The sequence below is a fragment of the Flavobacterium sp. KY-23415 genome (genome assembly GCF_055384985.1).
This window is the reverse complement of the sequence record NZ_AP044001.1, coordinates 3924913-3945477: the sequence shown is the minus strand read 5'-3', so window position 1 is coordinate 3945477 and position 20565 is coordinate 3924913. Positions and strand designations below refer to the sequence as shown.

Here is a 20565-nt window from a genome sequence, read left to right as displayed (position 1 = left end):
ATCTTGATTGAAGTCAAGACTTTTTAAGTCGCGATAACGTTTCGGGACTCATTCGTAAATAATTAGCAATATGTTTGTTGGATATTTCTTGAAAAAGTTGTGGGCTACGCTTTAAAACCCTTTCATATCTTACTTTTGGCGAACTAGTTAGAATATCAATTTCTCGTTCCATTTGTTGCAGCACCAAGCTTTCTAAAATTGTTGTCCATAGATTCCGATTGTTTTCGGACTCTAAAAATTTGTCAATTTGTTTTTTACTTATAACTTTTATTACAGTCTTTTTAAGGGCTTGAATAATTAAGTCAGATGGTTTGCCCGTCAAAAAAGAGTCTAACGAAGCAATTAGATTATCTTTGTAGCCAAATCGAATAATTTGCTCTTCGTGGTCGTTTACTACAAAAATTTTCAAACTTCCACTTTCAATATAATATAGGTTTGTATCAATACTGCCTTTAACTTTCAGGAATTTATTCCTTTCAATGGTTATTGTTTGGTCTGAAAGTTCAACAATTTCTGTCATGGTTCGTTATTTCGGTTTGCTTGTTATGTTTTTAGCCAACACTATTTTCTCTAAAAAACTCTGTCTGTATTAATTAAGATTATAATTTAAAAGTAAAAATAACGGATTTAAATTGCACTAAAAAACTTTTTAGAAAGCAATCTTTCAAAATTAATCGGGAGTAGTCAAAACAGAAATCCTTTCATTCTTTGAGCTCAACAACTTGCAAAGTGATGATGAGTGCTAAAAAAACAATAAAAAATGATTGATAAATTTTAGTTGCTGTCTATATTGTCATTTTTTGGTAATTAGTAATTCATTGAAATTAGGTTTGTCAAAACGCAATTCAATTTGCTTATAAGTTTCACAATTGTTTACTATTAATGGTACATTTTTTATTTTATCAGAAGCAACCATTAAATAATAATATCTTTCTTTTGAATTGTCACTAGTCTCTTCAAAAACCGCAATTCCTTTTTTGTTATCAATGATGTGAATTATCAGTTTTCTGTTTTTGTTAGCGATGCCTGACAATTGAAATTCGTAGGTTTTGTCGTCAATTTTCTTTTGTGTAATAATCTTATTTGCTTCTGGTCCTTCACCTGTCCAGTCTATGAAAGTGGTATCGTTAATTGAAATTCTGTAATGAGAATAAAAATCGCAAGGGTGATAGACATAAAACGCACCTTTGTATTGTTTTAATGTTATCCATTTAGTTTGAGGAATAACTGTTTTTTTTTTGATTAGTTTTAAATTATTTTCTTTCAAAAAGTCCATTGAATATTTATAACTCTCATTGTCAAATGTTAGAAAATTCCAATAATTTATGTTGTCATAGAATTTGCTGTTTGAGTTGTTTTCAAAGAAAATTGATTGTGCGGTTCCTAACAAACTGTCTTTCTGAATAAAGATAGTGTCTACTTGTCCAAATGCAGGAATGGTCAAAACAATAATTATTACTGTTGTTATGTTTTTTACTGTCATTATTAGGTTACTTCCAACATCGGTTTGTCTAAAAACCTCTGTTTGTATTAATTTAGATTATAATTTATTAAGTAAAAATAACGGATTTAAGTTGCACTAAAAAACTTTTTAGAAAGCAATCTTTCAAAATTAATAGGGAGTAGTCAAAACAGAAATCCTTTCATTCTTTGAGCTCAACAACTTGCAAAGTGATGATGAGTGCATAAAATAATATAAACAGATGAATAAATTTTAGTTGGTGTAGAAAGTTTTTTTATTTAATTATCTGTTTTTAAATACACTATTGTAGATAAAATAGCAAATGAATCCTGTCATTATAGTAGCAATAATATCCCAAATGTCTATTGGTTTTCCAAGCAAAGGGTGTACAAGCTCAAAAACAACAACACTAAATGTCCCAAGTTTTATTAAGTAGTTCCCTTTTGTCGTGTCATTGGATAAAATTGCAATTAAGAAAAATATTGTAGGCATTGTCCCAAATGTATTACCCAAGGTGTCGGCGATATGAAAGTCATTTATTTTATTACTGTAGATGTATGGTCGATAGATAGGTCGTCCAACAAACTCATAAATAAGTAAACCAGAAATACCAATAGCAAAATTGATTACTTTATATTTAGTAAGTTTCCAGTTTCTAAGTTCTGTTATAAAATCGTTTAATTTCATAAAAATATATAGTCTTATTGCTATTTTACTACTCTATGGTCGTAAATGTATCTAGATTTTCATTCAGTCGGCAACACTTAAAAATTTCGATTAGCCTCATTGTTTGTTTACAATAGCCACAATCGTCTGTTCCTCTAAAAACCTTCATTTATTTTATTTTGTGTTATAAATTGAAGTAAAAATAACGGTTTTAAGTTACACTAAAAAACTTTTTAGAATGCAATCTTTCAAAATTAATAGGGAGTAGTCAAAACAGAAATCCTTTCATTCTTTGAGCTCAACAACTTGCAAAGTGATGATGAAAGCTAAAAAAACAATAAAAACGGATGAATAAATTTTAGTTGTTAGCGGTAGTTTTAATGTACAACAGCGTTTCCATATAATTGAATGTCTTTTACTGAATCACTAAGAACATCAATTGTCAAGTGGATATAACCAAAATTTTCATTACCATTTCCAGTACTGTAAAATGCATCTGAAATTTTTTTATATTGTTTAACGGCTGATGAATCAGGTAAATTAAATTTTTTATAAATTGTTGAAAAAGAAGCTTTAACAGATGTTTTTGTAGATGATGAAAAATTTATTTTATTTAATAATTCTAATGAACTTTTAGAAGTGTGATGAGGAGTTTTGATAAAGGACAAATCCTCAAAATAATAGTCTGGGATTTGTAAAATACTCTGATTCTCAATATCACCACTAAATAGTAAAATTGTTTTACCAATCTTAAATAATGTCGCAATCGATAAGTCATTTTTTTTACTGACATTACCAATACCTAATTTACGTCTTATTAATGCGGAAATAGGTGCAATAGAAATTAATTCAAAATCAATTTCAGCTCCTAATTTCATGTCTTTATAAACTGTTGAGTATAATCTTGTATGCCCACCTGTAGATGCTCCAGCTGAATTAACGTTGTATTTTTTATTCTTATTTCTACTATTAATAATATCAAATGTTGATTGAATAGTAGGATTATAATTTATAAAGTCACCAATCCGACCATAAACTCCTTCAGGTAATATGAAATTTGTATTTGCGTCGCAGAATTTTTTAATAATATCTTTAATACCGTACGAATGGTCTTCGTCGGTATGGGTCCAAATGAAAAAATCTAATGCTTTTATTTTGTTATCGTCAAGGATTTCTAAAGTTTTGTTTACTGATTCATGTTCGTAACAATCAATAACGATAGAGAAGTGAATATAATCTGATTTATTATCCTTGATTAGGACAATTTGACTTTCACCTCTATCAGGATAACCAATAATATAAACATGTATTTCTAGATTAGAAATATCTACAAAAGTTTTATTTTTCCACGTCATTAGGCAAATTATTGAATCTAACTAAATTACCAATCTTAAGTGGTTTTGGTATAGAAACACTTCTGATTTTAGGTGTAAATAGAATTTTAGGTTTTTCTTTGCTATGATTAGGTGATTTTGGAACAAAATGTGATTTATTTATTTTCATTTTGAATTTTCATTTAAAAATTTTTCTGTTACATTCAACTTAAAGAGATTGAAAAGATGATTATTGTTGATTGAAATTAAAAGATTTTGGAAATTCTTTTTAAATTTTGTTTGCAAAATCATTTCATCATTTAAATAACCTTCAAAATCAATAACAACTTGGAAAGCCTCATATTCTTCTTTAGTGTTTTCATCAAAAAAATATCCAGCCTGTAAAGTTTTTATTGAATTAATCATTGTAAATGGATTTTTAACTAAAAAAACATCTTCAAATCTATTTTGATAATTATAATATCCATATTTACTATAGTCAAAATTAAAATATGTTTTTTCGAAATCATCATGGATTTTTTCAATTTCACGATAAAATTTAGATCCAATTTTTCTAATACCCACTCTCTTGAAACTTAAAAATTCATTACTTTTTATAAAGAAATTAAGATAGTCAGAGATGAATTTCAAATATTCATCATTATTTTTGTAATTTTTACAATTAATAGTTAAAATAGTATTATAAATCCCAATGTCTAAAATCAACTCATCTGTTCCAAAAGTATTCTTAGTAAATCTATGAATTCGCTGTTTCATAATTTCGCTGACAGGAATCCCCAAATTTTCGCTAATGTCATTTACATTTAATAATTCACTGTCCAAAAAATTAAATGATGTTATTGAATAATCTTTGAAATAGTTTCGAAATGCATCAATGAAAGAAGGAATAGTGTCTTCAATATCGACTACACCTTGATAATCGAATCTATAAATGATTTTTTGCATAATGTTTTGCTTTAAATCATTTCTTTCTATTTCTTCTTTTAATTTCATTTTATAAAGTATGTTATTTAAAAATTGCTACCAATTCATTTATAGGTATGACTTTATTATACATACATGTACCAAAAAGGCTCTATATATTTGATAAGTGTCATATTTTAAATGTTTTTCAAATATATTATATTTCTCCTTACAAATCATCAAAAGGACTTTTAATTTATTCTAAGCTTTTAGTGCTTACGTGTGTATAAAATTTCCTTGTTTTACTATTATTATCATCTAGTAATTCTTGTGCTATGTTAAGTTAAAAAAATACCTCGTTTAAAGTGCTTAAACGAGGTAAAAATCGTATGTTTTTGGAATTTTATTGGTCTCAAAAATAGTTAAAACTATGCACTTTAGTGCATTTCGCTTTTAGCTTCTAAAAATGTTATCTTTGTTGGATGGATTTTCAACGGACAAATGGTCATTCAGTATCTCGATTAACAGCTCACATAGTCTGGGTAACAAAATACCGATATGCTATATTGGAAGGAGATATTAAAATTAGATGTAGAACAATCTTAATCCAAATTTGCGAAGCAGAAGATATTCAAATACTGAAAGGAGTAGTATCAAAAGACCATATACATATGCATATAGAGTATCGTCCCTCACAAGATATAAGTACAATTGTAAAGTTGATGAAAGGTCGATGTTCTAGGAAGCTTCAAATGGAATTTCCAGAATTGAAAAAAAGATATTGGGGTCGTCATTTTTGGGCAATTGGTTTTGGATGTTGGAGTACAGGGAATATTACAGATGAAATGGTTAATGAGTATTTGGAACATCATAGGAATCCAAATAGTTCAGATCAAGCAAATTTTATCATAGAGGATTGACACAAGAGTGCAGACTTTCAGTCTGCTTCTTAAAACCTATGGACTTTCAGTCCATAGTGGTTTAGTTTAAAAATGGTAGTTCTGGAGTAGTTATTAACTTATCCATAGTTGTTTTTCGGTATAATACTTCCATTTTCCATTTATTTTTAAATAAACAATAATGGTTTCAAATCCTAACAAATAATCACCTTGTCCTTCAACTTGAATTATTGCAACTGTTTTCGATTTGTTGAATATAGGAACTGAATTTGAACTTTTTCCACTTCCAAATAATTTTCTATAATTTTCCCAATAATTATCATCATCTAGTTCATCAATTTTTTTCAAATCGGATGGTGTTAATACCCAACAATTTTTAAGTTGGTCTTTGTCCCAAAGTTTAGTCTTTTTACAAATCTGATTTTTAAAATAAATTCTATTCTCATTATCTACAATACTATCAGGTAATTCATCTATCAAGTTGATTAGTGGTTCAGAATGAGGTATAGAAAAGCACATTAATTTTCTAAATTTTAATGAGTCTTTTTCGATTAAATCACCATCGGTGTATATTTCATTTAAAAAATCATAAATTTCATTTTCTGAAATAACCTCTCTTGTTAACTTTAATTCATCATATGTTGAATAAATGTAGTTATGAGTAAATTTATAAATATGATTTATAAAAATAACAATTATAAAAAAACCTAAACTAATTATGAAAATATTAGTGAGATAATTTTTTCTTTTATTTTTCTTAAACATTTTCATTTAGTGATTTCTAATTTTAGGTAATATAAACCTTCGTTTATTTTACTTTGTGTTATAAATTGAAGTAAAAATAACGGATTTAAATTGCACTAAAAAACATTTTAGAAAGTATGTGATTAGTCAAAACAGAAATCCTTTCATTCTTTGAGCTTAACAACTTGCAAAGTGATGATGAGTGCTAAAAAAACAATAAAAAATGATTGATAAATTTTAGTTGTTAGCAGAAGTTATTCTTTTATTATTTCAATTACTCCTCCTGTTTCTCTTTCCCAAACTAATTCATCATTATACCAAACTTTTGATAGTAAGAAATAATTCTGATTTGATTTAGAATGCGTTTTAATAGTATCAGTGTCCGTTTCTGATAATTTTAAATAGGCTATATTTTCCACAACTTTATATTCTGAATTTTCATCAATGATATTTGATGAGGATGGATTTGTAAAAACTTTTAGTAATTTATCTGAAGTTAATTCTATATTTCCCATATTATAACCATTTTCAATAGTTACTTCTACAGGCTCATTATCAATTAGGTAATAAAGTTGGATGTCACTGATGTTAATTGAATTTTCTGTCTCAGTATCAAGAAGATTTTGTCCATCTGAATTTTTAAGGCTTAAATATAGTTGGTTTTCTAAGTTAAATCCATTCATATCTTCTTCGTCTTGACTACAAGCTGCAAGAGCTGTAAATGCTAAAATCATTAATATTGTTTTCATAATCAAAGTATTTTAAGGGTGAATATTTATAATCATTTTGTATCCTGTCGAAAAATTAGCCCAACCTACATTTGGAGTGCCGTGAAAAAACCAATTATTGTCTGTGATGAAACTGTCATTCCATCCCCAATTCATATGTAAATAAAAGTCACTATATGTGTAGGTTTCATATTCATAGTATGTTCCCGGATTATGGATTGTGGTGTATTTCATTCTTCTATATCCATCACATACCCAAGCATGACCACCAACAGAGGGGTCTTGACCTCTTAGAATAACTGGTTGATTCCATATTCCAAGTTGTTGAATAATGGTATCTGTATTAAAGTTGATATAGCTGGCATAGTTAGAGTAACCAAAAGTATTTACAAGTGCATTTCGGGCATCAGATGCATAGGCTCCAGAACTACCACAACTGTATTGCATATTTACAGATTGTCCCACATCTTCCATTAGTTTTGCTACTTCATGAGTGGAATTGTTTAGAGTAGCATTCCATGCTATTTGATTGGGCATTATTGACCAGTTATAAAAGTTAGGATGTTGATGATATCTCATAACTTGAGCGATTGCAGTTGCAACACACCCTGTTGGAGTTGTGCCATTAGCACAATTATTAAATCTAACAAGTTCATTATAGCCATGTCCTTGTCCCCAGCGTGTCTGTAATAATGGTCCGGTTTGTTCATGTATGCTACCTCCAGAAATAGTTTCTTCATCGTCAATTGGTGGAGCTACACAATCCCATTGCTCCTTAATGTCTTCAGAAACCTCAATATCATTATCAGTTTCAAGAAATTCTATTATTTCACTTCTATTTTCTATCCAGTCTTGAATTCCTTGAGGAATATCATTTTGATTGAAAACTCCATTGTTAGAAAAAGCAAGAATTGGAACTTCCTTTTTAGTAGATGGAAGAATAATGTAGCCATTAGGTAAAAATTTAACTATATATAAGCATGTATGTCCAGAACTACCATTCAGTTCAATTACTTCCTCAATTTCTCGTTCTTCAAATCCTGGAAAAGGGAGTGTTTTTGAGTTTTTTGTTGAGCGAAGGGCAACTTTTAAATTTTCTTTGTCTGGTTTACCATTAAAGGCTTCATCTTTTGTAAAGTTCAAAGCAGCCTGTTTGGCTAAGTCTAGGGATACTTTCGTTTCACTAATTTGATTTTCTGATAAATCATTTTTCAAATCATCCTCATTACAAGAAAAAATAAATAATCCAAATAGAATTGCTGCTAATAACCGTACGTAAAAATTAATTTTGAACATAATTTTTTAGTTATTGTGTTTGTAATTTTTCATTGCCAGCAACTCCCGCAACAGTCTTGATTTGCTCCTTCGAAAGCAATTTAACTCCGTTAAATTCAAAATTGATTTTGTCATTTTCGTTTATTTTTATAATGTTAAAATTACCTAGACATTTTCAGTCAGCTAAATTTCTGATCCTTCTTGCAAGAATATTTTAAATATGTTTATGTTTTATATGAAAAAAAACAAACGTATTGTTATTGTAAAAACTTATTTGTACAAAAATAAAATAAATAACTCAAAAAATGATTACAGAAAAAATGTATTTTTTGTTAAATATTTTAAATATTCTTGCAGAAAAAGCATTTGTGTTCAATGAAGATTATTTAAAAAAAAAAAAAAATAACAACAAGTTTCAATAATTAAAAAAAATACAATAAAAAACAAAAAAAATACTTCTGGAAAAACCATTTTCAAGACAACATAATAACAATTACCTTCCCCCATAATCTCATTATAGTTAGGAATGAAGCATCATTGCAATGAATAGCTATAGTGAATAGCGTGAAAAGTATCATTTTTGTTTCAGACGCAGCGCGTTTAGTGTGAAAAGTATCATTTTTGTTTCAGACGCAGCGCGTTTAGCGTGAAAAGTATCATTTTTACCTCAGATACTGAGTATTTAGTGTCAAAAGATTACTTTTTACCTCAGATACTGAGTATTTAGTGTCAAAAGATTACTTTTTACCTTAGATACTGAGTATTTAGCGTTAAATGAGTACTTTTTATCTTAGATACTGAGTATTTAGCATCAAAAGATTACTTTTTACCTTAGATACTGAGTATTTAGCATCAAAAGATTACTTTTTATCTTAGATACTGAGTATCCAGCACCAAAAGATTACTTTTCTTCTCGGATACTGAGTATTTAGCTTCAAAAAAAATGATTTTCTGTAAATAGTTATAAGTAGGTATAAACCGACGTGCTTTTTTTGAAAATGTGTTTGGAAATATAGAAGTGCTTGGCTAGCCCCGATAGTAGCGGTAGCCTGTTATGGCGAGGAACGATGCAATAACAGCTATAGCGAATAGCGGGAGGAGTGTGCTGTGGGGCAGTTGGGTGGTGCTCCAAAATTGATGGATTAATTTTCAAATTTTATATAGGTGGTTTCTGTTTCGCTATTTGCCCATTTAATTTTTAGGGTGTCTTTTTTTGTGGTTGTAATTATACCTTTTTGAATTTCGCTTTCATAGAATAGGGTTATTTCGTTTTTATCTAGAATATAGATTTTATCGCCATCGCCATCATAATCGACTATGTAAAATGATTTTGATGTGAGTTGAAATTCGGCATGTGGGCTATCTTGTTCTTGTGTCCAAATGCCAAATACAGTTGCAGTATCTATGGTTAGGTTGCGAATTATTGTTTTTTCTGGTCGAATTGGTGTCTGATTTTCTAATGTTTGTTGGGGTGTTTTTTCGACTTTTTTTGTTGGTTGGTTTTCTTTTTCTGCTTTTTTACAATTATAAAATGATAGGAGCAGGAGTAATATGATTATTTTTTTCATATGCGTAAATTTTATTTGTTATAGGTCACATGTGTTATCGCTTTTATTCATTGGTGTTTACTTCACTATATACATTTCAATTGGTGTTCAGTGAATTTCATTTGTTTGCAACAAACTTGTTGTTAATGGCGATTTCATGGGTTTAAATTAAAGATAGTAAATAACCAAAAATAGCGCTTGCTATAACAATGAAAGCGCTGTTCATTTTTTTAAAGCCAAATACAACGATAAGGCTGAGTAGTGCTATTAGTATCGTTCTCCAGTCGGTTAGGGTGTCTTTACTCATTTCTATACAAACGGCTACAATTAAGGCAACTGCTGCTATGTTGACCGCATCGAGAAATGAAGCTATGGCTTTGGATTTCCTCATTTTTGGAATGATTGGGTTAAGCAGGGCTACGAATAGAAATGAGGGTAGAAATATTCCAATAGTTGCGGCTATTGCACCCCAAAATCCGTTGAGTTGCCAACCTATGAATGTGGCGGTGGAAAGTACGGGTCCAGGTGTAAATTGTCCTACGGCTACAGCATCTATTAGTTCTTGTCGGGTGAGTAGTCCTGTGCTTACTAATTCGGCATCTAGAAAGGCAAACAGTACATAGCCTCCACCATATAATAGTGCTCCTACTTTTAGGAATGCCCATAGTATTTTTAAACTACTTGCCGATGCTGTAATTTGAAACAGGACTAGTGGTGTGAAACTGTTTAGATTGTTTTTTGAATTTTTAAAGTGATAAATCATTATGCCAATACTACCACAGGCAAAAAGGGCAATGATTTCGTGTACTCCTAATAAACAGGCAATTAGTGTTAGTGCTCCTAATATGCCTAGTGTTGTGTTTTTTAGGGCTTTTTTGCCTAATGTATATACTGCTCCCATGATAATGGCAATAACTGCGGGTTTGATGCCGTATAGAAAGGGTTGCACATTTGGCAATTGTCCGTATTGTTGATACAACCACGCGAAAAGCATGGTTATTACTACGGCAGGGAAAATGAAGCATACTCCTGCAACTAGTAATCCTTTCCAACCGGCTCTTTCGTGTCCGCAATGCATGGTCATTTCGGTAGAGTTGGGACCAGGAATTAAATTGGTAGCACCCATCAAGTCTAGAAAGTGCTGTTGCGTCATCCATTGTCTTTTTTTGACCACTTCGTCTTCCATCATGGCTATGTGTGCTGCTGGACCTCCAAAGGCGATGCTTCCTAGTTTGAAGAAGAGTAGGGCTACTTCTTTTAGGTTTTTATTCATTTTGAATGCTATTTTCTAGTTCATCAAGTCTTTTATTCTCTTTGGTGGTTTTGTCACTATTTCTATTTATTAGTAGTATTCCAATTATTAGGCATACCATTAAAAAGCTAATGTTGTTTTGTATGGAGCTTCTTGCTTCGTTCATTAACATTTCTAACTCTAGTTGCTTTTTTACTATTTGTATGTCAGAATCTTTGTCAATAGTTATATATAGTTTGTTTTCTAGGTTTTCTAGTGCATTATCTATTTTAGTATTAAAGTAACTAATTGCTATACCAAAAAGGATAACTATACTTATTCTTATGAGGAAGAGTTTGTTTAGTTTTGGATATTGAGTGAAATAATTCATTTTATTACTTTTCTTTTTTCAAAGATAACATCGTAGGGTGCATTTCACCAAATATTGAAGAGGCTTTGTTGTGCAAGTTTAAACCCAATTATGCATTAGACATTATTTGGGTTTAAAACATTTGTTTTTTTGTGGGAGTGTTACTTTTTACAGTAAATAGTTTTTTAATTGATTGGTTTCGTTAAGGATATATTTTGGGGCTACTATTTTTAATTCTTCTTCATCTCTGAATCCCCAAGTAACCGCTATGCTATCGATACCTGCATTTTGTGCGGTTATGATATCAATTTCTGTGTCGCCAACAAGTACTAATTTTTCTAGAGGTAGTTTTAATGTGTTTGCAATGGCTAATGCTCCTTTTGGATCTGGTTTTTTATAGTTATCGGATTGTCCTATTATTTGGTTGAATTTTATTGTTGGGAAAAAATGTTCGGCACATTTGCAAGTGAGTTCATGGGATTTATTAGAAAGTAGTGCTATTGGTTTTCCTGCCTGTTGTAGTGCTTCTAGGAGTTCTTGAATGTCTGTATAGACTTCGGAATGTGTTGTGTAGTTGTTTTGGTAGTTGCAATGAAATTCTTTTCCTATTCGGGCTATTGTTTCTTCTTTTCTATGGTTTTGCGGAAGACATTGTGCTATGAAGTTTTGGGCTCCATTGCCAATAAATTTGCGATAGGTTTTTGCTGTGTGTGTGGGAAAATTATTTTCTTTCAAAATTTCGTTCATGATATGGGTATAGATTCCTAGTGTATTTAGTAGGGTTCCGTCTAGATCGAATAGTATTCCGTCATATTTTTTTTGGATTGCCATGCGCTATTTGTTTTTTGAGTTTTTTGAAGTTTGTTTTTTATATCGTTTTGAATTTAAAAATCAATTCAATTATTTTTAAAAACTACCAATAACTTATATTTTATTAGATTTAAATCGGGCTGTTATTTAATTAATGAGAGGCTGTCTCAAAAGTTAGATCTTATTCAACTAAACTTGTTTACTGCGTTAGTTCACTTTGTTTGTGCTTGTTTCTTTAAAATACAGAATTTCAGCATTCATTAGATTCCAAAATAAATCCGAAATGACAAGTTTCATTACTTTTGAGACAGCCTTTTTACTTGCAATTTTTATTTGTTTTTTTTCAATTCATTTTTCATTGCTTCTACTGTTTTTCCACCAACAGCAATGTCGCTGTCGGGTATTTCTTTTATGGAAACGAAGAAATATTCTTTCGGAATTCCAGTAATTTCTACTGATAGTTGTGTTAATTGTGCTATTAGTTTTTGTTTTACTCTTTCGTCGAGCTGACCAGATTCGAATGATAGGTATGGCATATTGTTTTCTTTTATTAATTATATACTTGTTGTTTGTACTTTTATTATAGAAAAATGTTCTAAATTACGGTTGATTTTTGTGTATTTTTCTTTGTTGTTTTTTGAAAATTAAACATGGTATTATTGTTGGCTAGGTCTTGGGTTGGAATTTCTTGATAAATGTTCCAATGTGCAGCAATTTGCCCGTTTTCCATTTGAAAAAGATCATATAATGCCGATTTTTTTCCAGCATATAGTCCTTCGCTAATAGAAAGAACAAAGTTTCCTTCTCCAAAAACAGCATGTTGTTCTTTATAGTGTGGGAAGAAAACACCGTCTTGGATGGCTTTTATCAAACTAGGAATTCCATCTACTAGTTGTGGATGATGTTGTTGAAAATTGGCTTTAAAAAATTGAGGTATGCTTGCTATTGTTTTGTCTATGTTTTTGCTAATGACCTGATTAAATAGGGCTGTTATAGTTGATTTATTGGCTGCTGTTTTTTCTTTATCTTTTATTTTCGTTTCACCGTCAAACAAAGATCTTTTAGATGGGTTTAGTGGTGTTGTTTCTGTCATTACATTCCAATGTTCTGTAATGATTCCAAAAGTATTGAAACGGATGATATGAAAAGCCACTGCTTCGTTGTAACCCAGTGGAGTTGCGTTTTTCCATTTGTGATGCATTATTATGTGAGAACCATCTTCTAGTATACGAATATTTTCTATTTTGCTGCCATGCTCTTTTAGTTTGGGTAGCATGGCTACAAATGCATCTCTGCCAGTTGGAACTTTTGGATTGTGTTGTATGTAGTTTTCATGTACCATATATTCAACGGATGCCTCATCGTAGGCATTCACTGCGCTATAATATGCTTTTGCTTTTCTTTTATTTGTCATTTTATATTTTTATTTGGTAGCTTTTTTAGGTAAAGTTTTAATTAAACAATTGATGATTATTTGTTTGAAAATGAGTTTTTTTTACCATTCAACAATCGTGTCCAAAAAGTGAAAAGATGTATCTCTTTTAGTGAAATCATAGCAATTGTTTCCCTAGTGGTATAATATTTACTTTTTGGACCGTTTTGTTTTTTTAATTAAACGAGCATTGTAATTTTATTTTTAGTGTATTTATGAAAAAAATGGTTCATTATTTCATCAATTTCATTTAAGGTTCCAGCTGCTTCTATATAGGAATCGGGTCTTACTAAAATGATTTGATTTTTATAGTAATGACTAGTTGTCCAAAACTCATTTGATGAATTGTGCGATTGAATTTGTACGAATCTTACAAAATCGGGCAATTCTATTGCTATTTTTTCATTACTAAAATAGAGTAGGGTGAACTTTGTATAGTCTAAAAGTGTATAGAGACGGTATTGTTTGTTTCCTTGGTTTAGATCGATGTCATAGACTCTGGAACCTGCTAGTCCACTTTCGCTGTAGCGAATGCCCATGCCTGTAATATTCCCTGCTCTTTTTTCTACAATTTTGACATAATCTTTTGCATGTGTACCAGTGTCTGAATATTTTGTTGATCGAACAAGTTCTCCAGAACTTTTTATTACACTTAGTGCTACTGGTTTTCTTTCACTTTCATAGGTTTGGAGTAGGCTGCTGTCGGCTCCATGATTTTCTATCATGTTGAGTTTCCAAATTAGGTTAAAAGCATCTGCTAAACCAGTATTAAGTCCTTGTCCTCCGTTTACTGAGTGAATATGGCAGGCGTCTCCTGCAAGCATTACTCGGTCTTGAATAATATAGTTTTCGACTACAGATTCTTTTACAGAAAAATGGGAAAACCAAACGAGTTCTTTTATTGTTATGGTGTGTGGAGCCATTGCAATATTTATTCTTTCCATTGCTTCTTCTATGGTAAAATCTTTTCTATCCATTCTAATGTAGAATCGGTCTATGTTCCCTTCTCTAGGAATCCAAGCAACGTCTGAAGTTTCCGATTGAAAAACAATGATTTCTGGAACTTTTGTAAAATCGGTTTCAAAAACAGCATCAATTACTGCCCATATAATTTGTGGACGTGAAATTTCAAACGGTATGTTGAAATGGTTTCTAACAAAGGAGTGCGACCCATCAGCTCCAATGAGATAGTTTGATTTTACAATATCGCCATTAGAAAGGGTACATTCACATCCTTTTTCTGTCACTTGAATAGTTTCTATTTTTGTTTGTCTGATTACAGGAGCATTAATTGCTTTTAGCTTTCCATCTAATTGTTTTTCAATAAATGCTTGTCCTAACATTAAAAAATGTTTGTGGAAACAACCTTCAAGGGCGTCCCACCAATTGGATTGACGAGAGACAAATTTTCCTTTTTCCCAAATTGAACTGGTGTTGCAGGGTAATCCTTGTGGGTATAGTTCTTTGAATAAATCAACAATTTCAAGCAATTGCAATGTTCTTGCATTGAGTGCGTCTGCTCTTCCTACTTCTAATGGTCCATCCGATTTGTCTATTATGGTGGCTTTCAAACCAGAAAGCGCTGCTAAATAGGCACAAGTTAGTCCTACTGGTCCAGCACCTACTATGAAAATATCTGTTTCTATTGTTCTCATTTTGTATATATTAGATGGGGATTGTTTAATGGTGGTGTTCCAAGGAGTTGAATGCGTCTAAGATGTCTTGGTGCTCCTTTGGTAAAAGGTTCTCTTCCATGTAATAATGTACTGTTATCTGAAAACACAATATCTCCTGTTTTCCATTGGTGAGTGTATAAATAGTCTGGAGAATAAAGGGTTTGGTTAAGGTTTTGAATAAAACTTGCCACTTCATCTTCAGGTATGCCTTTTACTTCAAAGCCGGGGTGATTCACGAAAGAGGTATCGTTACTGTTTGGTGGCTCACAAAAGCGAATGACAGAATATTCTTTTTCATAATGTTTCTCTATGATTGGAGCTATTGTTTTACTATCATAGAACTCCATTTTTCGGGAATATTCGCAGGTTATTTTTCCCCAATATTCTTTCTCGGTTGCCGATGCGTTTTCTAAAATTTTTTTGGTGTTGGTAAATGTGGTTCCACCGCCATTATGCTCTCCTGGTGCGTTTACGCAATGAAATACTTGTGTTTCACAAATTTGTTTGCGATACATGCCGTCCCAGTGTAGTGGAATATAGCTATTGTCGAAAATATGATCTTCTGGATTTTCTTTTTCTACAAGTTCTAGTACTTTTCCAAAAGGCCAAAGGCAAATTTCGCCAAATTTCTCGCAATATTCTGAAAACTCTTCTGCGCTAGCAAAGCTTGTAAAGCCTCTTAATGCTATTAAATGTTCGTTCGATAGTGTCTCTCTTAGTTCGTTAATGTCTAAATCGAGAATATTTGTTTTTCCATTAATCGGCTCAATCAATAGACCGAACGGATTTAGTTTTGTTGTTTTAAAGTTCATGTTTTGTTGTTTTTTAGTTTTGTGAAAAAAGTTCATAGTGACTAGAACGACCGTATTCGTCTAGTATTAATTTTGAATTTAATTTTTTTACTTCGCTGTGTTTCATTAGAATAAATCCTTTGTTTGTGTTTACTGCTACTGCATGCCAAGGTGTGGTCCAGGTTTCTTTTCCTAAAAGTTGTATTCCAATTTTTTTGGATCCACAGGCTTGTGGGTGTATTGATAATCGAATGGCATCTGGAAACTTTTCAGCGATTAAATCGGTCCAAGCATTGCTTCGAATGATGGCTAGATAGGCTTTTTCTTTGCATTCTTTTTGTATAGCGCTTTTTGATCGTGTTTGTCCTGGATACATTTGATCTTCAACTAAAAAACGTGTAAGACCACAATACATTCGGTTAGCTTCAATATCATCTGGATCTATTGCATCTTTTCCTCCTCTTTTTATTTTGTCTTTTAAGAGATTTAGATCTTGACCGTAGTTTTTTAGTAATGCTGTGCGTGCTTGATCAAAATCGTGTATTTTTTTGATATCGTCGAGGTTGAATGTCGAAAGTGCTGTTAACTTTAATTCATCTATGAGGCGATCAATTTCGATTTGATATGCGGTTAAATGTTCTTCGGAAATGCCTACGATGTCACTAAAAACTCTTCCGTCTGAACATATAATTACTTCTGCTCCTGGCTCATATATTTGTTGTATTTGTGAGCATAGGTCATTTAAAAATTGTAATGCTTGTTTTTCTGCCATGTCTGGAAGATATCCTAGTACTTTGGCTAGGTTGGGAGATTTTCCTGGAAATCCGGGTAATACAAAGCGTATTTTTTTGTTTTGCATTATTGCTGTAGCTACTTTGTTTTCATGTGGGCGATGACATTTTGGACATTCTGTTGTGCAGTTGTCTTGACATTCTTCAATCATTCTTCGAAATTGCATAACCTTGCTTAAAACGGATTGAGCAAGTTGCGTTGCTTCCTTGGCATTAATGCCTGTTTCTTTTTTGATTTTTTCCATAATAATTTGTTTGATAGTTTAAGTGAATTCTAATTACAGTGGTATTTTCATTTTGTGGATTTGTGGTGTATTGCTGTTTTTTTCTTTAAAAAAAAGACAATAACTATCCCTTCAAAAAAGTTGACTTTTTTAATTTTTTTGTAATTTTTAGAATTTAACTTGGTTTATTTATTTGTTTATTTGAAATACAAAGTTTCTTTTTATGTGTCTAAAAAACATTGAACTAGTTCAATAAAAGGAAATGTTTTACTACCTTTTATGGGGTATTTTTCATTGTGAATTATTTACAGTTTGTGCTTATTGGAAAAACAATTTGTAATTTTTTTAGCAAATAGGTGAGGGGATTACAAAAAAAAAAGACTTCTGAAATTTTTCAGAAGTCTAATGATAGTTGTTGTTTTTACTAGTGGTTTAATTATTGAATTCGAAACTGCCTTCAATGGGTATTCCTGCTCTTTTTCCTCTAGTGCTTTCTTCGTCTGTATAGCTTAAATAGGTAATTACTTTTTTACTTTTGGTGTCTATAACCTGACTAATAGTTGTTCCGTCTATTTCGATCCAATTAATAAAGAATTGATTTTCATTTAACAGATTGTAATTTATTTTTTCATCTCCTTCGGCTATGTTTCCTGCATTATCTGTTGTTTTCCAGTGTAGTGTGCTGTCTGAAATATAGAATACTTCTGCTTTTAATTCGGGATAGGTAATGGTTGCTTTTTTGCCTACAATGCTATAATTATTTGTGGTTGAAGTAATTTCTTCTTTTTTTTCGCAAGCAATGAATAGTGCGAAAAGTGCAATTGAAACTATTATTTTTTTCATGGTTTATTTAATTTGGATAAAAGAAAGGATCGTTTGTGTTCAATGAATTTCCTGTTAAAGGTTCTAAAACATCCCAATGTTCTACAATTTTTCCGTTTGTATCGAATCTGAAAATGTCTATTGCTCCTGTACCTTTATCGTTTGGAATGGATAGGTCTATTACTTTTGAATGGATAAACACCATGTCGCCCATTGCTAATGTTTTGGCAATGGTTGTTTGCGATTGATAATTAATAGCTTGAAGGTCATTTAAAAGAGTTAAAATGCCTGTTTTACCATCGGCTACAGTTGGATTGTGCTGAATATAGTTGTCTGAAATGTAATTATTTATTGGCGACAAATCGTTAAGATTATCAAATACTTTTAGGACAGCAATAGCTTTTTGTCTGTTTTGTTCTTTGTCTTGAATGGCCAATGGGTTCACATCTGGTCCCGTGTACATCGTGTTATTGTGTAATGTTGATGGTACTACGTTTTGGAATTGATCCCAATGTTCTACTAATTTTCCGTTTTCTACTCTCCAGATATCCACATAAAGAATTTGCTGGGTTCCAATTGTCCAAAGTGAGTGTAGTGCTGCATAATTTTGATCTCCAACTACTCTTAGTATTTCTATGGTATTATTGCTTTCTGCATTGGCTTGTAGATCTGCACGTAATGGTTCTACACCGTCTTCATAGCCCGTTGCATGTTGCACATAGCTTTTTCCAATATAGGAATTAAATTTTGCCATGTTTTTATTTATAATGACTTCTTGATAGAAAGCTCTTGCAATGGCTGCTGAATTTTGCGATTGATTTTCTGTTACTAAAGTATCATCATCATTATTACAACCTATAGTGCATGCTAAGAATAAGGCAATTGATAGTAGTTTAAAAGTGTTTTTCATTTTATTCTATTTTAAATTGAATGCAAAGTTGAGATTTATAGATTTTATATGCATTGAACAAGTTCAATAAATGATTTTTACGGTTTGTATTCATTGTTTTTTTGTGATTTTTCTGCGAATTTTACTTAAAAATTCATGACTAATACCCAAATAGGCTGCAATTTGCACATTGTTGAGTCTTCTGTGAAGTTCGGGGTATTTTTCTATGAAATCAATATAGCGCTCATCTGCTGTTTTGCTAAGGTTGTCTATCATTCTTCTTAGTAATGCAACATGCGATTTTTGAGTCATTATTCGGAATAATTTTTCTACTTGTGGAAGGTTTTCATAGGCAAATTCTTTGTCTGTTTTGGATATTACTAATATTTCACTGTCCTCTAGAGCTTCTATGAATAGTCCAGATGGTCTTTGATTTGTGAAACTATCAATATCGGTTATCCACCAATCTTCTATAGCAAAATGGAGTACTTGTTTTACGCCTTTTTTGTCGATGTGGTAAACCTGAAAAAGACCTTTGTTTACAAAGCCTTCAAATTTGCATATTTCTCCTTTTTGTAATAAGAATTTTTTCTTTTTGACTTTCTTAATTTTAAATAAGTTACAGAATTGATCCATTTCCTTGTCGGAAAGATTTATATGTTTGGTTATGTTTTGTTTAAGTAGGTTTGTCATAAAAATTATAAGCTAAAACGTTGAGTTTATTCTATTGAAATGGTTAAGGAGCCTGTGTTGTTTAGTCTTCTTCTGTTGTGTTGAATATAACTTTCAGAAATGTTGGGGTTTATAGCCGACAATTTAGTAAGAGTTCAAAGTATTTATTTTGAGCTTCTTTTTTTCTTCTCTAATTATTGATTATCTGGATTGTTTTTTGAGACCATTACCTATAGCTTTATAGGAACAATATTGTGGTATTGATCCTAATTTTGATTAGTTATCATTTTAATGTTACAAATTTGGAAGTTTAGAAGTTGTTCTAATAACAAACTAGAGTAGTGCGTTATTATGAATTTTTATGCTACTCTAATTTTTTGTATTGTAACGCTTAATTGTAACGTTTATATGTATAATAACTATAGTAATAGGCTAATTTTATTAATTGATTATTCCGCTATCTATTTAATTTTTAGATGAAATTAATCTCTTAGGAATTCGGTTTAAATTTGGATAGTATTTTATAGAATTTAGGGTATTATAAGAACTGTTTGCATTTGTAATAATGTGGAATGATAGTTTTTTAAATGTGTTTTTCATATGTTAATTTGTTTGTAATACAAAATTCTAACGTATAATTGTAAAAAACATTGAACTAGTTCAATAAATAACGACTTATTTATTATTTGTAACTTTTCTTCGAATTTTACTTAAAAATTCATGACTAATGCCTAAATAAGCAGCAATTTGTAGATTAGTGAGTCTTAGTTGAAGGTCGGGGTATTTTGCTATAAAATCGAGATAGCGTTGGTCTGCGGTTTTGCTTAGGTTGTCTATCATTCTTCTTTGTAATGCCACATGAGTTTTTTGGGTCATTATGCGAAATAGTTTTTCTACTTGCGGCAAATTTTCATAGGCAAATTCTTTGTCTGTTTTGGATATTAGTAATATTTCACTGTCTTCGAGTGCTTCAATGAATAGGTTAGAAGGAGTTTGGTTTGTGAAGCTATCAATGTCTGTAACCCACCAGTTTTCAATTGCAAAATAAAGGACTTGTTTTTCTCCTTTTTTGTTAATGTGGTAAATGTGAAAGAGTCCTTTGATTACGAATCCTTCAAATTTGCATATTTCACCTTTTTGCAATAGTAACTTTTTCTTTTTAATTTTTTTTATTTTGAAGAGGTTACAAAATTGCTCTAATTCATTTTCTGAAAAGTTTACATTATTGAGGATGTTTTGTTTGAGTAGTTCTTTCATTAAGTATTGATGGTTAATTATTGATTATTGCTTTGTGGTGAA

22 protein-coding genes are annotated in these 20565 nt (G+C 31.0%); 1 reads left to right on the top strand and 21 read right to left on the bottom strand.

What is annotated here, in order from left to right; all coding sequences use genetic code 11:
- Window positions 1-13 precede the first annotated feature (13 nt).
- From ACZ49Z_RS17310 to ACZ49Z_RS17290, 5 genes are all read right to left on the bottom strand, one after another.
- Entirely contained in the window at window positions 14-520 is a 507-nt protein-coding gene (locus ACZ49Z_RS17310) for a Crp/Fnr family transcriptional regulator (RefSeq protein ID WP_464305557.1), read from the bottom strand.
- 273 nt (window positions 521-793) lie between these two features.
- Window positions 794-1483: a hypothetical protein gene (locus tag ACZ49Z_RS17305; RefSeq protein WP_464305556.1), complete on the bottom strand. Its 690-nt coding sequence runs from the start codon at window positions 1481-1483 to the stop codon at window positions 794-796.
- Between the two features lie 261 nt (window positions 1484-1744).
- Complete coding sequence (locus ACZ49Z_RS17300; RefSeq protein WP_464305555.1) at window positions 1745-2149, bottom strand: hypothetical protein; 405 nt, start codon at window positions 2147-2149, stop codon at window positions 1745-1747.
- Window positions 2150-2505: 356 nt separating this feature from the next.
- A complete protein-coding gene (locus tag ACZ49Z_RS17295) occupies window positions 2506-3483 on the bottom strand; it encodes a ComEC/Rec2 family competence protein (protein WP_464305554.1) in 978 nt (325 codons plus the stop codon).
- 144 nt (window positions 3484-3627) lie between these two features.
- Window positions 3628-4455, bottom strand: a complete 828-nt coding sequence (locus ACZ49Z_RS17290; protein WP_464305553.1) for a hypothetical protein — start codon at window positions 4453-4455, stop codon at window positions 3628-3630.
- A gap of 392 nt (window positions 4456-4847) precedes the next feature.
- Between ACZ49Z_RS17290 and tnpA the strand changes: the two genes are divergently transcribed.
- The gene (gene tnpA / locus ACZ49Z_RS17285; RefSeq protein WP_464305552.1) at window positions 4848-5285 is read left to right on the top strand and encodes an IS200/IS605 family transposase; all 438 of its coding nucleotides are present in this window, start codon (window positions 4848-4850) and stop codon (window positions 5283-5285) included.
- Between the two features lie 93 nt (window positions 5286-5378).
- On the opposite strand, the gene ACZ49Z_RS17280 is transcribed toward tnpA, so the two are convergent.
- The 16 genes from ACZ49Z_RS17280 to ACZ49Z_RS17205 form a co-directional block, all read right to left on the bottom strand.
- Window positions 5379-6029: a hypothetical protein gene (locus ACZ49Z_RS17280; RefSeq protein ID WP_464305551.1), complete on the bottom strand. Its 651-nt coding sequence runs from the start codon at window positions 6027-6029 to the stop codon at window positions 5379-5381.
- Window positions 6030-6262: 233 nt separating this feature from the next.
- Window positions 6263-6757, bottom strand: a complete 495-nt coding sequence (locus ACZ49Z_RS17275) for a hypothetical protein (RefSeq protein ID WP_464305550.1) — start codon at window positions 6755-6757, stop codon at window positions 6263-6265.
- Between the two features lie 12 nt (window positions 6758-6769).
- Window positions 6770-8032 (bottom strand): C10 family peptidase, encoded by a 1263-nt coding sequence (locus tag ACZ49Z_RS17270; RefSeq protein ID WP_464305549.1) that lies wholly within the window; start codon window positions 8030-8032, stop codon window positions 6770-6772.
- A 1121-nt stretch (window positions 8033-9153) separates the two neighbouring features.
- The gene (locus ACZ49Z_RS17265) at window positions 9154-9579 is read right to left on the bottom strand and encodes a hypothetical protein (protein WP_464305548.1); all 426 of its coding nucleotides are present in this window, start codon (window positions 9577-9579) and stop codon (window positions 9154-9156) included.
- Window positions 9580-9721: 142 nt separating this feature from the next.
- Window positions 9722-10831 carry a chromate efflux transporter gene (chrA, locus tag ACZ49Z_RS17260; protein WP_464305547.1) on the bottom strand — a complete coding sequence of 370 codons (1110 nt, stop codon included), beginning with the start codon at window positions 10829-10831 and terminating at the stop codon, window positions 9722-9724.
- Window positions 10824-11180 carry a hypothetical protein gene (locus ACZ49Z_RS17255; protein WP_464305546.1) on the bottom strand — a complete coding sequence of 119 codons (357 nt, stop codon included), beginning with the start codon at window positions 11178-11180 and terminating at the stop codon, window positions 10824-10826. Before ACZ49Z_RS17255 ends, chrA begins: the two co-directional genes overlap by 8 nt.
- Window positions 11181-11327: 147 nt before the next feature.
- Entirely contained in the window at window positions 11328-11990 is a 663-nt protein-coding gene (locus ACZ49Z_RS17250; protein WP_464305545.1) for an HAD family hydrolase, read from the bottom strand.
- Window positions 11991-12298: 308 nt separating this feature from the next.
- Window positions 12299-12505 carry a tautomerase family protein gene (locus ACZ49Z_RS17245; RefSeq protein ID WP_464305544.1) on the bottom strand — a complete coding sequence of 69 codons (207 nt, stop codon included), beginning with the start codon at window positions 12503-12505 and terminating at the stop codon, window positions 12299-12301.
- A gap of 59 nt (window positions 12506-12564) precedes the next feature.
- Window positions 12565-13383, bottom strand: coding sequence for a nuclear transport factor 2 family protein (locus ACZ49Z_RS17240; RefSeq protein ID WP_464305543.1), 819 nt, complete (start codon window positions 13381-13383; stop codon window positions 12565-12567).
- A 197-nt stretch (window positions 13384-13580) separates the two neighbouring features.
- Window positions 13581-15056: an FAD-binding protein gene (locus tag ACZ49Z_RS17235; RefSeq protein ID WP_464305542.1), complete on the bottom strand. Its 1476-nt coding sequence runs from the start codon at window positions 15054-15056 to the stop codon at window positions 13581-13583.
- Window positions 15053-15889, bottom strand: coding sequence for a TauD/TfdA dioxygenase family protein (locus tag ACZ49Z_RS17230; RefSeq protein ID WP_464305541.1), 837 nt, complete (start codon window positions 15887-15889; stop codon window positions 15053-15055). Before ACZ49Z_RS17230 ends, ACZ49Z_RS17235 begins: the two co-directional genes overlap by 4 nt.
- A gap of 13 nt (window positions 15890-15902) precedes the next feature.
- Window positions 15903-16904, bottom strand: coding sequence for an L-tyrosine/L-tryptophan isonitrile synthase family protein (locus tag ACZ49Z_RS17225; protein WP_464305540.1), 1002 nt, complete (start codon window positions 16902-16904; stop codon window positions 15903-15905).
- Between the two features lie 411 nt (window positions 16905-17315).
- Window positions 17316-17726, bottom strand: coding sequence for a MoaF-related domain-containing protein (locus tag ACZ49Z_RS17220; RefSeq protein ID WP_464305539.1), 411 nt, complete (start codon window positions 17724-17726; stop codon window positions 17316-17318).
- A 7-nt stretch (window positions 17727-17733) separates the two neighbouring features.
- Window positions 17734-18615, bottom strand: a complete 882-nt coding sequence (locus ACZ49Z_RS17215; protein WP_464305538.1) for a nuclear transport factor 2 family protein — start codon at window positions 18613-18615, stop codon at window positions 17734-17736.
- A gap of 90 nt (window positions 18616-18705) precedes the next feature.
- On the bottom strand, window positions 18706-19287 hold the full coding sequence (locus ACZ49Z_RS17210) for a Crp/Fnr family transcriptional regulator (protein ID WP_464305537.1): 582 nt from the start codon (window positions 19285-19287) through the stop codon (window positions 18706-18708).
- A 654-nt stretch (window positions 19288-19941) separates the two neighbouring features.
- On the bottom strand, window positions 19942-20523 hold the full coding sequence (locus ACZ49Z_RS17205) for a Crp/Fnr family transcriptional regulator (protein ID WP_464305536.1): 582 nt from the start codon (window positions 20521-20523) through the stop codon (window positions 19942-19944).
- Window positions 20524-20565 lie beyond the last annotated feature (42 nt).